Here is a 14,335-nt window from a genome sequence, read left to right on the forward strand (position 1 = left end):
TGAGCAGCGGACACCCGGCCCGGCGGCGCCGCAACGGCCGGCCCCGGCCGGCAATCCGGCCGGGGCACCGGACAGCCGCCGGGGTCACGAGGGCTGTACCCGCGGTCAGTTGGGGGCGACCGGGGAGCGGGTGGGGTCGGGGAGGCCGTCGCCGGTCCCGTCCGTGCCGGGCACGGGGCGCAGCGGCGGGTGGTCGGCCCAGCCGCCCTCGGGGAGGACCGCGCACTCGCGCCACCACCAGTCGTCCGGCTGCGGGTCGGCCGGTTCGAAGGGGCGGCCGACGCGCGGGGTGGCGATCGCGGCGCCGTGCGCGCGGGCCGCGGCGACGGTGCCCTCGGCGGGGTCGGACCAGGCGTGCGGCGCGAGGTTGAAGGTGCCCCAGTGGATCGGCATCATGACGCCGGCCGGGGTGCCGCCGGACAGGTCGACGTGGGCCTGCATGCCCTCGGCGGGGGTCATGTGGATGTCGGGCCAGTGCTCGGAATAGGCACCGATCTGGATCATCGTGGCGTCGAACGGGCCGTGCTGGGCGCCGATGTCGGCGAAGCCGGGGAAGTAGCCGGTGTCGCCGCTGTGGTAGACGCGGTGGGTGCCGTCGGTGACGGCCCAGGACGCCCACAGGGTCTGCTGGCGGCCGCGCAGGCCGCGCCCGCAGAAGTGCCGGGCGGGGGTGGCGGTCAGGGTGAGGCCGGCGACCTCGGTGGACTCGTTCCAGTCCAGCTCGCGCAGCCGCTCCGGCGGGACGCCCCAGTACTCCAGGTGGCTGCCGACGCCCAGCGGGACGGCGAACACCACGTCGCTGCGCACCAGCGCCTTGATCGTGGGCATGTCCAGATGGTCGTAGTGGTCGTGCGAGATGACGACGACGTCGAGTCCGGTGAGCGACTCCACCGGCACCGGGGCGGGGTGCACGCGCCGCGGCCCGATGAACGAGAAGGGGGAGCAGCGCTCGCCCCACACGGGGTCGAACAGCACCCGGCGGTCGCCGATCTCGGCGAGCACCGACGAGTGCCCCATCCATGTGAGGCGCAGTCCCGAGGCGGCGGGCCGGGCGAGGTCGGCGAGCGTGGTGGGGTGCACCGGGATCGGGCGGGCGGGCTTGCGGGCGAGCCGGGCCTGCTTGCGCATGTTCGCCGGAATCGACTTGATCAGGCCCCCGGTGGGCACGCTGCGTGCGCCCACCGGGTTCACGAAGGCGCCGTCGGCGTAGTTCGGCGACGTCAGGATGCGTTCCAGCCGCGCTCCCGTGGGGTCCGCTCCGAACGGCGCGGGGCGCAGCCGTACGAGGCGGGAGGGCGGTCGGCCTGCGGCGGTCACGGGGTCCTCCTGGCGGGGTCGTCCGGGCGGCGGGGTGTCCGCCGCCTTCCATTGTCCGCCGGCCTCCATTATGCGGTGGCGGCCTCCGGTTCGCGGGGCAGGAAGTCGAGTTCCACCGCGTCCCGGACCGGCCGGTACCCGAGTTTCTCGTAGAGCCCGTTGCTGACCGGGTTGGCGAGGTCGGTGACGAGCAGCACCTCGCTCGCCCCGGCGTCCAGGGCGGCGCGGGAGACCGCGGCGACGACGGCGCCCGCGTAGCCGCGGCCGCGGTGGGCCTGCGGGGTGTAGACGGCGACGACGCGGACGGCGCCCGCTGCGGGCACGGTGGAGCCGGCCATCGCGACCGGGCGCCCGTCGGGCCGTTCCCACAGGGTGCGGCCGCCGTGGGCGATGGCGTCGTCGACGGCCTTCTGCCCGCCGGGGAGGATGCCGCCGACGCTCACCGCGAACTCCTGGTGCCAGCGCCACAGCAGGTCGCGGTCGGCGGGGCCGGCGACGCGGGCCGCGCCCGGCGGTGCGGGCTCGCGCGGGGTGAGCCCGGCCAGCCGGTGGAAGCGGGTGTTGCGGCGGACGGCGACGGTGTCGCCGGTGCGCGCCCGCCATCCGTCGCCGAAGGCGCGGGCCGCCGCGGCCTCGCCGCGCACGCCGGCCGGGGTGCCGGCCCGGCCGGCCGCGACGGCGGCCGCCCAGGCGCCGGGCAGTGCCGCGGCGGCGTCGGGCGGGGCCGCGCTCACCAGCGGCGGGTGCGGCGGGGTCTGCAGGACGGCGGCGGCCACCTCTCCCCCGCCGTCGGGCCGCCAGTGGCCGAACAGGGGCGGCTCGGCCCCGTAGGCGTCGGTGCCGCGGCGCTGGAGGGTGTCGAGCACGGTGAGCAGGACGGAGTTCTCCACGGCGCGGGAGCGCAGGTGGGCGCCGGCCGCGGCGGTGAAACGGTCGAGGTCGTGGTCGAGTGTCCAGCCCATGGCCTCATCCTGTCCCACCGCCGCCCGCGGCCGCATCCGTGTTTCCCTGCGCTCCCTGGGGCCCGGCGGGGCCGCGGAGCCGCGGTCCCCGCCCGGCCGCGGTTCCTCAGGCCGTGGCGGTCAACCCCCGGCGGGCCAGCAGCGGTTCGACGCGCGGCGGGCGGCCGAGGACCGCCTCGACGGCGCCCATGGGGTCGACGCTGCCGCCGCGGGACAGCAGTTCGCGGCGGAAGGTGTCGCCGTTGCCGCGGGTCATCCCGCCGTGCGAGCGGAACCAGTCGACGGTGTCGGCGTCGAGCACCTCGCTCCAGATGTAGGAGTAGTAGCCGGCGCTGTACTGGCTGCTGAAGACGTGCGCGAAGTACGTCGTGCGGTAGCGGGGCGGGATCGCGGGCAGCGCGAGGCCGGCCTCGTGGAGGGCCTTGGCCTCGAAGGCCAGCGGGTCGCCGGGGTCGGTGCCGGCCGGCAGGGTGTGCCAGGCCCAGTCCAGGAGCGTGGCGGCCAGGTACTCCACGGTCGCGAAGCCCTGCCCGAACTGCGCCGCCTCCTTCATCCGGGTCACCACGTCGGCGGGCATCGGCTCGCCGGTGCGGTGGTGCACCGCGTACGCCCCGAGGATCTCCGGCCACAGCGACCACATCTCGTTGACCTGCGAGGGGAACTCGACGAAGTCGCTGGGCACGCTGGTGCCGGAGAAGAACGGGTAGCGCACCGCGGAGAACAGCCCGTGCAGCGCGTGCCCGAACTCGTGGAAGAGGGTGTCGACCTGAGTGAACGTCAGCAGTGTCGGCTCGCCCGCCGCGGGCCGCTCGATGTTGTGGTTGTTGACCACGACGGGCTTGCGGCCCAGCAGTTCGGACTGGTCCACGAGGGAGTTCATCCAGGCGCCGCCGCGCTTGGACTCGCGTGCGTAGAAGTCGGCGAGGAACAGGCCGATGCCCGAGCCGTCGGCGTCGAACACCTCGAAGAGGCGGACGTCGGGGTGGTAGCCGGGCAGGTCGTGGCGCTCGCGCAGGGTGATGCCGTAGACCTCGCGGGCGGCGCGGAACACGCCGTCGTGCAGGACGCGTTCGAGTTCGAAGTAGGGGCGCAGGGCTGCTGCGTCGACGTCGTAGCGGGCCTTGCGCACCTTCTCGGACCAGTAGGCCCAGTCCCACGCCTCGACCGGCCGGCCGGCCAGTTCGGTCAGCGCCTCGGCCTCGCGCTGGGCGTTGGCGACGGCCGGCGGGACCAGGCGGGCCAGCAGGTCGGTGACGGCCTGGGTGCTGCCCGCGGTGCGGTCGGCGACCACGTAGGCGGCGTGGCTGTCGTAGCCGAGCAGGGCGGCGCGTTCGGCGCGCAGGGTGGCGATGGTGACGGCGAGCGGGCCGTTGGTGTCCTGGGCGCGGTCCAGGGCGGCGGTCAGCAGCCGGCGGCGGACCTCGCGGTCGTCGAGGGAGGCGAGCTCCGGCTGGTTGGAGAAGTTCTTCAGGCTCAGCACCCACGCGCCGTCGTGGCCGGTGGCGCGGCCGTTCTCGGCGGCGGCCGCGATCGCGTCGGGCGACAGTCCCGACAGCTGCGCGACGTCGTGGAGCACCAGGGCGGCGTCCCGGCTGGCGGCCAGGGTGTTCTGGCCGAAGGCGGTGCAGGCGGCGGCGATCCGCGCGTTGAGGTCGCGCAGCCGCTCCCGCTCGTCGGGCGAGAGCTGTGCGCCGGCACGGACGAAGGCGGTGTGGTAGCGCTCCAGCAGGCGCAGCGACTGCGGGTCCAGGCCGAGGGTGTCGCGGGCCTCGTACAGCGCGGAGATCCGGGCGAACAGCGCGGCGTTGAGGTGGATCGCGTCGCCGTGCTCGGCGAGCAGCGCGCTCACCTTCGGCTCGATCTCCCGGACGTCGTCGGTGACGTGGGCGGCCGCCTGGTTGGCGAAGGCGGCCGTGACGCGTCCGAGGAGGGCGCCGGAGCGCTCCAGGGCGACGAGGGTGTTCTCGAACGTCGGTGGTCCCGGGTCCGCGGCGATGGCCTCGACTTCGGCCAGGTGCTCGGCGATTCCGCGTTCGAGGGCCGGCAGGTAGTGCGCGTCGCGGATGTCCGCGAAGGGCGGCAGCTCGTAGGGCAGGGTGCTCGGGCTCAGGAACGGGTTCGTCGTCACCGTTCCGACCCTACGCCCACCCACTGGGGGCGGCGCAGCCGTTTAAAAGGCGGCCGTCCTCCCGCCCTGGAGCGGGAGGACGGCCGTTCGGTCAGCCGCTCTTGCGGCGGAATTCGCGGGGGCCGCCGGCGCGGCCGTGGGCTCCGTGGATCTTGGACTGGTCGGGGCCCGCCCCGCCGGTGCCGCCGTGGCGGGCACCCTGTTTGCGGGCCAGGGCTTCGCGGAACTTCCGCTTGACGTCGTCCTCGCCCGCTGCTGCGGCCTCGGGGGCCGTCTCGGACTGGTCGGCCGCGGTGGTGTCCTCGGCGGTGCCGTCGGCGGGCACGGCGGCCGGTTGCTCTCGGTCGGTCATGGAAACAGCCTCGCATGCCCGGGCCCGACCGCCCACCCGATATCGCCTGGACGGACGGCGCGTGTACGGTTCCGGTCACCACCGCCGAGGAGGATCCGATCCATGACCTGGCTGTTGTACGGCGCCACCGGGTACACCGGGCGCCTGATCGCACGCCGCGCCGTCGCCCGTGGCATGCGTCCGGTGCTGGCCGGTCGCAGCGCCGCCAAGTTGCTGCCGCTGGCCGCCGAACTCGGCCTGGAACACCGGGTGTTCGGCCTGGACGACGCGGGCGCGATACGCCGCGGCCTCAAGGGCGTGGAGGCGGTCGCGCACTGCGCGGGGCCGTTCGTGCGGACCGCGCTGCCGATGGCGCGGGCGTGCGTCGACACCGCGACGCCGTACCTCGACATCACCGGTGAGATCGACGTGTTCGAGTCGCTGTGCGAGCTGGGGCCGCGGGCGGCTGCGGCCGGCATCGTGCTGCTGCCCGGCGCGGGCTTCGACGTGGTGCCGACCGACTGCGTGGCCGCGCTGCTGGCCGACCGGCTGCCGGACGCCACGCAGCTGGACCTGGCGTTCCTGGTCGGCGGCGGGGCCAGCCCCGGCACCGCGCGGACCGCGCTGGCCGGCGCGGCCGACGGCGGCAGGATCAGGGCCGGCGGGGAGATCCGCACGGTCCCGGTGGGCTCCCGGCAGGTGCGGGCGGCGTTCCCCTCGGGCGCCAGGACCGTGGTGTCGGTGCCGTGGGGCGACGTGAGCACCGCCTACCACTCGACCGGGATCCCGGACATCACGACGTACACGGCGGTGCCCGCGCCGGCGCTGGCGGCCAGCCGGGCGCTGCGGCTGGGGCCGCTGCGCGGGGCGCTGACGGGGCTGGCCGGGCTGGTGGTGCGCGGGCCCAGCGAGCGGGCGCTGGGCGGCACCCGCAGCGAGGTCTGGGGCCGTGCCAGGGACGCGGCGGGCAACACCGTCACCGCGACGCTCTCGGGCCCCAACCCGTACAGCATGACCGCGGACTCGGTGCTGCGGATCGTCGAGCGGCTGCCCTCCCTCCCGGCGGGCTTCCGCACCCCCTCGATGGCGCTGGGCGCGGACTTCGCGGGCACGCTGGAGGGCGTGACGGTCACCATGGAGGCGCTGCGATGAGCGCGGTCACCGGGCCCGCCGGCGGGCTGCTGGTGCGTCCTGCCCGCCGGGACGAGGCGGAGCTGCTGACCGCCCTGGTGCTGCGGTCCAAGGCGCACTGGGGCTACGACGAGGCGTTCATGGCCGCCTGCCGGGACGAGCTGGCGGTCGCCGCGGACGCGGTCGCCGCGCACCGCACCGCCGTCGTGGAGGACCGCGACGGCGGCGCGGTGCTGGGCGTGGTCACCGTCGAGGGCGAGCCGCCGCAGGGCGCGATCGGGATGCTGTTCGTCGACCCGGTCGCGATGGGCCGCGGCGTGGGCCGGCTGCTGTTCGGGCACGCCCTGCGGGCGGCCGCGGACCTCGGCTTCACCCGGCTCACCATCGACGCCGACCCGAACGCCGAGGCGTTCTACCGGAGGATGGGCGCGGTCACGGTGGGCCGCACCCCGTCCGGTTCGGTGCCGGGGCGCACGCTGCCGCTGATGACCGTGGACGTCGGCGCGGGCGCCTGATCGACGGTCCGGCCGGCGGCGGTCAGACCTTGCGGGCGACCGCGCCGTAGAAGCCGATCCGCTTGACCTCCTCCGGGTCAGGGGTGCTCGCCGGCCGCCACATCGGCACCTGGACCAGCCCGGGGTCGAGCAGTTCGAACCCGTCGAAGAGGGCGCGGACCTCGTCGTAGGGCCGGGTGTTCAGCGTGGCGGTGGCCTTGTTGTAGACCTTGAACACCTCGGGCAGGCTGGCGGCGTGGAAGTCGGCGGTGGCGTGCGAGAGCACCAGGTGGCTGCCGGCCGGCAGGGCGTCGCGCAGCGCGGCCACGATCCCCGCCGGGTCCTCGTCGTCCTTGATGAAGTGCAGCACCGCCACGAGCATCAGCACGACCGGCTGCCCGAAGTCGATCAGGTCGCCGAGGGTGGGGTGGTCCAGGATGCTCTCGGGCTTGCGGACGTCGGCGAGGAAGAACCCGGTGTTGCCCCCGCTGCCGGTCAGCCGCGCCCCGGCGTGGGTGGCCACGATCGGATCGTTGTCGACGTAGGCCACCCGCACGTCCGGTGAGATCGAGTGGGCGATCTCGTGGGTGTTGGGCGAGGTGGGGATGCCGGTGCCGATGTCGATGATCTGCCGCACGCCGCCGTCCACCAGGTACCGGACGGCGCGTTCCAGGAAGTCCCGGTTGGCGCGGGCGGCCGGGATGATGTCGGGCAGGAAGTCGATGACCCGCTGGGCCGCTTCCCGGTCGACCTCGTAGTTGTCGCGCCCGCCGAGGTAGTAGTCGTACATCCGGGCCGGGTGCGGCCGGGAGGTGTCGATCTGCTCGGAGGGGAATCCCCGGTCGGTCATGCCTGCTCCTTCAGCCGGCCGACCGCGCCGTACACGCCGACCGGACGGTCCGGGACCTGGGTGGTCTCGTCCGGCCGCCACTCGTGGACCTGGACCAGGCCCGGTTCCACGAGGTCGAAGCCGTCGAAGAGGGCGAGCACCTCGGCGTGGGTGCGCGGGGTGAGGGAGGCGGTGGCCTTCTTGTAGACCGCGGCGACGTCGTCGGCGCGGTCGCCGTGGAAGTCGCCGGTGGCGTGCGAGAGGACCAGGTGGCTGCCGGGCGGCAGCGCCTCGCGGTAGGCCGCGATCAGGCCGGCGGGGTCGTCCTGGTCGGCGACGAAGTGCAGCACGGACACCAGCATCAGCGCCACCGGCTGCCGCACGTCGATCAGTTCGCCGATCGTGGGGTGCTCCAGGATGCTGCGCGGCTTGCGCATGTCGCCGAGGAAGAACCCGGTGTTGCCGGTGCCCAGCAGCCGCGCGCCGGCGTGGGTGGCCACGATCGGGTCGTTGTCGATGTAGGCGACGCGCACCGACGGGTCGACCGCGTGCGCGATCTCGTGGGTGTTGGGCGAGGTGGGGATGCCGGTGCCGATGTCGATGATCTGCCGCACGCCGCTGTCCACCAGGTGGCGGACGGCGCGGCGCAGGAAGTCGCGGTTGGCCCGGGCGCCGAGGACGACCTCGGGGACGACCTCCAGCACGCGCTCGGCGGCCTCGCGGTCGACCTCGTAGTTGTCGCGCCCGCCGAGGAAGTAGTCGTACATCCGGGCCGGGTGCGGCCGGGAGGTGTCGATCTCGTCGGCGGTGAATCCCTGGTCGGTCACGCCGTCCTCCGGGTCCGGGTCGTGGCTTGCTGCGGCAGGTGGGGCATGCGGGTCCGGGCGTGCCGGATCGGGCGCTGGGTCGGGCGCTGGGTCGTGGCCATCAGAGGAGGAAGTCCGCCTGGCCGGCCTTGGCGCCCTGGATGAACGTGGTGATCTCGTGGTTGGTGTAGATCAGCGCCGGGCCGTCGGGGTCGGTGGACTGGCGCAGCGCCACCCGGCCGTCGTTGAGCTTCTTGGCCTCGACGCAACTGCCGCCGTTGCCGCCGCTCCAGGGCTTCCGCCAGCCGTCCGCGCCGAGTTCGGCGGCGGGCATGCCGTTGTAGATGACGTCGGCCCCGCCGCGGGCGGGGTCGTGGAGGTCGTCGGGGTGGGCGGCGGCGAATATGCCGGTGCCGCCGTCGTTGAAGCGATCCATGGTTCAGATCTCCTTGCGCATGCCATCGAGGATGGCTTTGGTGCTGTGTGCGGGCGCTGCCTGCGCGCACATCCGGTCCAGGGCCTCCAGGAACGTGGACACGTCGTCGCGTTCGTCGAAGTAGACGCCGCCCACCAGGCTTTCGGAGTAGGCGATGTCCGGGAGTTCCCTGAGCTGGAACCGGAAGATATGGAAGGGCCCGTACATCGCCGGGTGCGGTCCGGCGGTGAACGGGATCACCTGCAGTTGTACGTTGGGCAGTTCGGTGGCCTCGATGAGCGCGCCGAGTTGTTCGCGCATCACGGTGCGGCCGCCGATGGGACGGCGCAGCACCGTCTCGTCCATCACGACCCACAGCAGGGGCGCGCCCTCGGCGCGGGTGAGCAGGCTCTGCCGCTCGACGCGCAGGGCCACCAGCCGCTCGATCTCGTCCGCGGTGGCGTGCGGCAGTCCGGCGCGCAGTACGGCCCCGGCGTAGTCGGGGGTCTGCAACAGGCCCGGCACGTAGTGCGGTTCGTAGGCGCGGATGACCGCGGCCTCGCCCTCCAGGCTCACGAAGGCGCTGAACCAGTCGGGCAGCACGTCGCGGAAACTGTGCCACCAGCCGGGGCGGTTGGCCTCGCGGGCGAGCGCCAGGAAGCCGCCGATCTCCTCGGGCGCGGTGATGCCGTAGGTGGTGAGGAGCTTCTCCACATAGGGCAGTTTCAGGCCGACTTCGGCCTTCTCCATCCGGCGGATGGTGGCATGGGTGACGTCGAGCGCCTGTCCGGCCTGCTCGTAGCTGAGCCCGGCCTTCTCCCGGAGATCCTGGAGGCGTTTGCCGAGCACCATGCGCAGGACCGTGGGAGCGCCTCCCGGCCGCGGGTCCGTCACTGCTTCAACCTCCAACTACCGTGGCTGACAAGCAGTGTGTCATGCAGTCAGCTGTTTCAACAGCGTGTTCCCCACGATTCTGCAAATTACAGAACGGACCTTGCCATGTGTGAGGGGGCAGCCTCATAGTGTCAGGGTGGTCTCCTCACCAGACACCCTCCGGCACGAGCGCCGGCTCGGTGTCGGCGACCCCTGCCGCCGTGACGTCTTCCGGCTGCCCGCGTCGAGCGCGTCCGTGGCGGACGCCCGTGGGCGGGTTCGCGCGCGCCTGTCCGAATGGGGCCTGGACCCCGAACTGCTGGACGACGCCGGGCTGGTGGTGACCGAACTGTTCACCAACGCGGTGCGGCACACGCACAGCGAGAAGATCACCTGCATGCTGCAGGACGCCGGCGGCGCCATACGGCTGGAGGTCACCGACCAGGGCCGCGGCACCGGCGTCCCGGTGCCGTGCGACGCGCGCGAGGACGAGGAGGGCGGGCGCGGGCTGCTGCTGGTCAGCCTGCTCTCGCTGGCCTGGGGGTCCGACCCCGCGGACAGCGGCCCCGGCCGCAGGGTCTGGGCCGAACTCGCCACCGGCCGCACTCCCCGCCAGCGCCAGGCCGGTTGACCTCAGGACCGCCCGAACGCGGTCCGCCCGAACGGCCTTCCGGCAACGACTAACCCAGCGGCAGCAGGTCGGGGCGCTTGGGCTCGCGGTGGTCACCGGAGGACTCCCCGCGCAGCCGCCGCCCGATCCACGGCACCAGGTGCTCCCGGGCCCACTGGATGTTCTCCCGCCGGACCTCCGACGGCAGGCGCTGCGACTGCGGCGGCCACGGCTCGTCGGGATCGGCCGGCACCTCCAGGCCCAGCACCTGCCCGGCGCGCAGCGCGATCCTGGTGTGCCCCTCCGGCGACAGGTGCAGCCGGTCCTCGCTCCACGCCCGCCGGTCCTGCACCGCGCGCAGCGACCACAGGTCGAGCACCGGGCAGTCGTACCGGTCGGCGATGGCCCGGACATGGGCGGTGTACGTGGCGATCTTCCCCCGCAGATGGCGCAGCACCGGCACCCCGCGGGTGTCGAAGCCGGTGCACACCAGGACGGTGCCGACCGCCGCGGTGAGGTCGGCGACGGCCGCCTCGAACCGTTCGGCGATCACGTCCGGATCGGTGCCCGGCCGCAGGATGTCGTTGCCGCCGGCGCAGAACGTCACCAGGTCCGGGGCGAGTTCGACGGCCCGCGGGACCTGCTCGGCGACGATCTGGTCGAGCAGCCGGCCGCGGACGGCCAGGTTGGCGTAGCGGAACTCCCCCGGCGGCCCCTCGGCCGCCCGGCGCCCTGCCAGCAGGACGGCGAGCCGGTCGGCCCAGCCGACCATGGTGCCGTCGGGACCCGGATCCCCCACGCCTTCGGTGAAGCTGTCCCCCACCGCGGTGTACGACCCGATGGTGCTTTTGGTGTTCTTGAGCGAATCGTCTGCCACGTCCGGTCATTGTTCTCCTGCGGAGGTGACCTACGCGACCGTAGGGAGGGGTTGACGCGACGTGATCCATCCCACCGGGTCAAACCCGGCGCAGATGGAATACGGCGGCGTCCAGGTCGCCGCCGAGGGTGGTGCGCAGCCCGTGCTCGGCGAGCACCGCGCCGCGCCGCACCACCCCGGTGGCCAGGTCCCGGTAGGAGGCGGAGGGGTCGAGCCCGCGCAGCCGCAGCGGCGCGGGGGGATCGCCGTACCGCTGGGCCTGCAGCCAGGCCAGCACCACGGTCTCGTCGCCGCGCACGTACTGCACGGCGCTCAGGCCGCCGTCGCCCGGTGGCCGCAGCCGGTACAGCGCGCCGCCGTGCACCACAGGCCGGACCGCGGTGTACAGCGCGATCCAGGTGGCCGCCTCGGCCCGCTTGTGCACGCCCCACTCCAGCAGGTCGCCGTCCAGCGCGAGGGCGCCGGCCATGGCGGTGACGAAGCGGAAGCGCAGCGACCCGGCGCGGTGGTTGGGGCCGGGGGCGCGGCCCGCGGTGACGGGCGCGGTCATCGTGACGGCCGGGTGGAGCTGGCTGAAACCGTGCTGGACGTCGAGCCGGTCGAGGGGGTCGGTGGTGTCGCTGGCCGCCACCTGGTCGGCGCGGGCGAGGATGCCGAGGTCGGTGCGCCCGCCGCCGCCCGCGCCGGTCTCGACGGTGAGGGAGGGGTGGGCGGTGCGCAGCCGGTCCAGCAGGGCGTACAGGCCCCGCACATGCCCGGCCCACAGCCGCTGCGGGTACCGCTCCCCCGGCCAACCGGCCTCGGTGTAGGGCCGGTTGACGTCCCAGGCGAGGTGGTCCACGGGGGCGCTGTGCAGCAGCGCGTCCAGTTCCCCGGCGAGGTGGTCGCGGACGTCGGGCCGGGCGAGGTTGAGCAGCAGCCGGCCGCCGTACTCGGTGCGCCGCCGTCCTGGCTGCTGCTGCACCCAGTCGGGGTGGAGCCGGATCAGCTCGCCGCCGGTCTCGACGGTCTCCGGTTCGACGCGCACGCCCAGCCGCATGCCGAGCCCGTGGACCTCGTCGGCGAACGCCTTCAGCAGGCCGCCGGCGGGCCCGGGGCGGGCGGCACGGGCGGAGCCCGCCGTCTCCTCGCCGAAGAGGGTGCCGCGCGCGGCGTCCACGACGTACAGCTCGACGCCCATCTGCGCGGCGCGGCGCGCCAGCTCCTGGTGCTGCCGCAGGTCGGGCCCGGCGGCCCGCGCGCCCGGTGCGCCGGCGGCCGCGGCGGGACCGGGGACCGGGCCGGTCACCGGGCCCGGCCGGTAGGCGACCGGGCGGGGCCGGTCCACGTCGGGCAGGACGTGGGCGCGCTGGTAGGCGTGCCAGGCGCGGCTGGCCGCGCCGAACCCGCCGTCGCTGTACAGCCCGGCGAAGACCGGGCCGGTGAACGAGCCGCCGGGAGTGAGGCGGACGAGCCCGGCGTCGTCGTGGCCGGCGCCGCCGGTGGCCTGGACGCGGCCGTCGGGGAGCACGGCGACGGCGATCCGCCAGGAGCCGGACCAGGCCAGCGCGCCGGTCCACACCTGGCCGTGCTCCTCGGTGGCCTCGCCCTCGTCGAGCGCGAACCAGGGCAGGTGGTGGTGGGAGGTGTGCCCGCTGCGGCTGCCGATGACCCGCTCGCCGGGGGCCAGCGGCGCCCGCGCCAGCCGTGACTCCGCGCCCCAGCGGCCGTGCAGCTGGGACATCCGCCAGGCCGGCCGGTGCGGCAGCGTCCAGGTGGCCGAGTCGGCGCGCAGGAGTTCCAGCGCGGGGGTGCCGGCGTGGCCGACGTGGGCGGCGGTGATCCAGCGCTCGACGACGTCGCTGCCGGGCGGCAGCCGGTAGTGGAGGGTCAGGTCGAGGTGGTGCAGGGAGTCGTGGAAGTGCAGCCGCAGTTCCTCGCCGTCGGGGCCGCGGACGGTCTCGTCCTCCTCGAAGCACCACTCGGTGCCGCGGACGGAGCCGTCCGCGGACGGCTCCGAACGCACGGACAGGGCGGGCCGGGCGAACCGCGGGCCGCCCTCGACCGGGTACTCCTCGCGGCCGTCCAGGGCGGACTCGAAGGGGCGCTCCGCGGGCAGCGGGTCGACGGCGAGGGCCTCGGCGTCGGGCAGCGCGATCCGGGCGCCCCAGTGGAGGTGGAGCAGGTCGTCGCGGTCGGTCACGTGCAGCGCGTAGCTGCTGCCCGGTCCTGACAGCAGCCAGAGCCGGCCGGATCCGCCCGTTTCGATCATGCGTTCCCCTCGCCCCCGTCGGATCCGGACATCATCGGCCCGGGCCTGGCACAGGGCAATGGCCTGCCGGACACATACCGTTCGGTACGTGGTTTCCCGCGCTGCCGTATCGTCGGGTGTGCCCCAGCATGAGCGGTGAGCGACGACGAAGGAGCGCAGGTGACGCAGGAAGTGCGGCAGTCCACCCCGACCGGGGACGAACCCGAGCTGACCGATGTGCGCAATTTCCGCGACGTCGGCGGCCTGCCGACGGTGGACGGCCGCCGGGTGCGGCACGGCGTGCTGTTCCGCAGCGGGCACCTCGCGCACGCCTCCGAGCAGGACACCGCGTTCCTGGAGAGCCTGGGCCTGCACACCGTCTTCGACTTCCGCAACGGCGACGACATAGCCCTGGAGGGCCCGGACGCCGAGCTGACCGGCACCCGCAACATCAACATGCCGCTCAGCGACCCGGCGGAGGGTGCGGGCTTCTGGGGCACCGTGCGCGACGGCGACATCGCCGCGCTGCGGGAGGTGCTGGGCGACGGCAAGGGCGCGGAGCGGATGGCCGCCGCGTACCGCAAGCTCGTCCTGGAGCGGACCGGCGAGCACTCCCGGATGCTGGCCGAGCTCTCCGACGCCGAGGACCCCGCGGTCCCGGCGCTGCTGCACTGCGCGGCCGGCAAGGACCGCGCGGGCACCTCGATCGCGATCATCCTGCTGGCGCTGGACGTCGAGCGCTCCGCGATCGAGGAGGACTACCTGCAGAGCAACGCCCGGCACCGCCGCTACAAGGTGGTGCGCGGCGACGGCAGCACCGGCACCGCGATCGACCCCGTCATCCGCGACCTGCTCAGCCCGCTCTTCGAGGCGCGCGTGGAGTACCTGCGGGTCGCTTTCGCGACGATCGAGGAGGAGTGGGGGTCGGTGGACCGCTACCTGGCCGAGGGCCTGGGGCTGACGCCGGAGCGGCGCGCACGCCTGAAGGACCGGCTGCTCACGGACTGAACGCGCCGCGGCGGCGCCCGCCCGGTCCACCCCGGGCGGGCCTGCTACCGGCCGCCGGGCCAGGGGTCGAGCGGGCTGGTCCTGGCCGCCGGCTGGGTGGCGGCCAGTTCGGTCCGTGCCGGGCCGTCGGCGGCGCCGCCGGGGAACGCCGGCAGCGGCCACAGGCAGGCCCCGCTGACCACTCCCCCGGTGCCGCCGTCCAGCGCCGCCGCGGCCCACCGCGCGGTGAGCGCGTTGACCGCGTGCACGGTCGTGCCGTCCGTCATGCCCGTCCCCCCGTGAGCCGGCCGGCGGTCCCCCCTGGTCGGCCCGCCGGCCGGATGA

General features: G+C 74.5%; 15 protein-coding genes. 4 read left to right on the forward strand and 11 right to left on the reverse strand.

What is annotated here, in order from left to right:
- Positions 1-105 precede the first annotated feature (105 nt).
- From ACH4TG_RS17700 to ACH4TG_RS17715, 4 genes are all read right to left on the reverse strand, one after another.
- Complete coding sequence (locus ACH4TG_RS17700; protein WP_398243226.1) at positions 106-1,317, reverse strand: MBL fold metallo-hydrolase; 1,212 nt, start codon at positions 1,315-1,317, stop codon at positions 106-108.
- A 68-nt stretch (positions 1,318-1,385) separates the two neighbouring features.
- Positions 1,386-2,279, reverse strand: a complete 894-nt coding sequence (locus ACH4TG_RS17705) for a GNAT family N-acetyltransferase (protein WP_398243227.1) — start codon at positions 2,277-2,279, stop codon at positions 1,386-1,388.
- Positions 2,280-2,385: 106 nt separating this feature from the next.
- Positions 2,386-4,407: a M3 family metallopeptidase gene (locus ACH4TG_RS17710; protein ID WP_398243228.1), complete on the reverse strand. Its 2,022-nt coding sequence runs from the start codon at positions 4,405-4,407 to the stop codon at positions 2,386-2,388.
- A 91-nt stretch (positions 4,408-4,498) separates the two neighbouring features.
- On the reverse strand, positions 4,499-4,759 hold the full coding sequence (locus ACH4TG_RS17715) for a DUF5302 domain-containing protein (RefSeq protein ID WP_398243230.1): 261 nt from the start codon (positions 4,757-4,759) through the stop codon (positions 4,499-4,501).
- A 102-nt stretch (positions 4,760-4,861) separates the two neighbouring features.
- Between ACH4TG_RS17715 and ACH4TG_RS17720 the strand changes: the two genes are divergently transcribed.
- Both ACH4TG_RS17720 and ACH4TG_RS17725 read left to right on the forward strand, forming a co-directional pair.
- Entirely contained in the window at positions 4,862-5,890 is a 1,029-nt protein-coding gene (locus ACH4TG_RS17720) for a saccharopine dehydrogenase family protein (RefSeq protein WP_398243231.1), read from the forward strand.
- Complete coding sequence (locus ACH4TG_RS17725; protein ID WP_398243232.1) at positions 5,887-6,384, forward strand: GNAT family N-acetyltransferase; 498 nt, start codon at positions 5,887-5,889, stop codon at positions 6,382-6,384. The genes ACH4TG_RS17720 and ACH4TG_RS17725 overlap by 4 nt, the downstream gene beginning before the upstream one ends.
- Before the next feature lie 22 nt (positions 6,385-6,406).
- On the opposite strand, the gene ACH4TG_RS17730 is transcribed toward ACH4TG_RS17725, so the two are convergent.
- The 4 genes from ACH4TG_RS17730 to ACH4TG_RS17745 form a co-directional block, all read right to left on the reverse strand.
- On the reverse strand, positions 6,407-7,213 hold the full coding sequence (locus tag ACH4TG_RS17730) for an SAM-dependent methyltransferase (RefSeq protein ID WP_398243233.1): 807 nt from the start codon (positions 7,211-7,213) through the stop codon (positions 6,407-6,409).
- On the reverse strand, positions 7,210-8,019 hold the full coding sequence (locus tag ACH4TG_RS17735; protein ID WP_398243234.1) for an SAM-dependent methyltransferase: 810 nt from the start codon (positions 8,017-8,019) through the stop codon (positions 7,210-7,212). The genes ACH4TG_RS17730 and ACH4TG_RS17735 overlap by 4 nt, the downstream gene beginning before the upstream one ends.
- A gap of 100 nt (positions 8,020-8,119) precedes the next feature.
- A complete protein-coding gene (locus tag ACH4TG_RS17740) occupies positions 8,120-8,332 on the reverse strand; it encodes a DUF397 domain-containing protein (RefSeq protein WP_398243455.1) in 213 nt (70 codons plus the stop codon).
- A gap of 105 nt (positions 8,333-8,437) precedes the next feature.
- The gene (locus tag ACH4TG_RS17745; protein WP_398243235.1) at positions 8,438-9,265 is read right to left on the reverse strand and encodes a helix-turn-helix domain-containing protein; all 828 of its coding nucleotides are present in this window, start codon (positions 9,263-9,265) and stop codon (positions 8,438-8,440) included.
- A gap of 178 nt (positions 9,266-9,443) precedes the next feature.
- On the opposite strand from ACH4TG_RS17745, the gene ACH4TG_RS17750 reads away from it, so the two are divergent.
- A complete protein-coding gene (locus tag ACH4TG_RS17750) occupies positions 9,444-9,917 on the forward strand; it encodes an ATP-binding protein (RefSeq protein WP_398243236.1) in 474 nt (157 codons plus the stop codon).
- Positions 9,918-9,966: 49 nt separating this feature from the next.
- On the opposite strand, the gene ACH4TG_RS17755 is transcribed toward ACH4TG_RS17750, so the two are convergent.
- Together ACH4TG_RS17755 and ACH4TG_RS17760 are read right to left on the reverse strand one after the other, a co-directional pair.
- A complete protein-coding gene (locus tag ACH4TG_RS17755) occupies positions 9,967-10,773 on the reverse strand; it encodes an SGNH/GDSL hydrolase family protein (protein WP_398243237.1) in 807 nt (268 codons plus the stop codon).
- Between the two features lie 79 nt (positions 10,774-10,852).
- Entirely contained in the window at positions 10,853-13,024 is a 2,172-nt protein-coding gene (locus ACH4TG_RS17760) for an alpha-galactosidase (RefSeq protein WP_398243238.1), read from the reverse strand.
- A gap of 159 nt (positions 13,025-13,183) precedes the next feature.
- Here ACH4TG_RS17760 and ACH4TG_RS17765 point away from each other — a divergent pair, with 159 nt between their 5' ends.
- Positions 13,184-14,011 (forward strand): tyrosine-protein phosphatase, encoded by an 828-nt coding sequence (locus tag ACH4TG_RS17765; RefSeq protein WP_398243239.1) that lies wholly within the window; start codon positions 13,184-13,186, stop codon positions 14,009-14,011.
- 44 nt (positions 14,012-14,055) lie between these two features.
- Here ACH4TG_RS17765 and ACH4TG_RS17770 read toward each other — a convergent pair whose 3' ends face one another.
- Positions 14,056-14,277 (reverse strand): hypothetical protein, encoded by a 222-nt coding sequence (locus tag ACH4TG_RS17770; protein WP_398243240.1) that lies wholly within the window; start codon positions 14,275-14,277, stop codon positions 14,056-14,058.
- Positions 14,278-14,335 lie beyond the last annotated feature (58 nt).

Source organism: Streptomyces sp. NPDC020917, assembly GCF_044333795.1.
Lineage (GTDB): Bacteria > Actinomycetota > Actinomycetes > Streptomycetales > Streptomycetaceae > Actinacidiphila.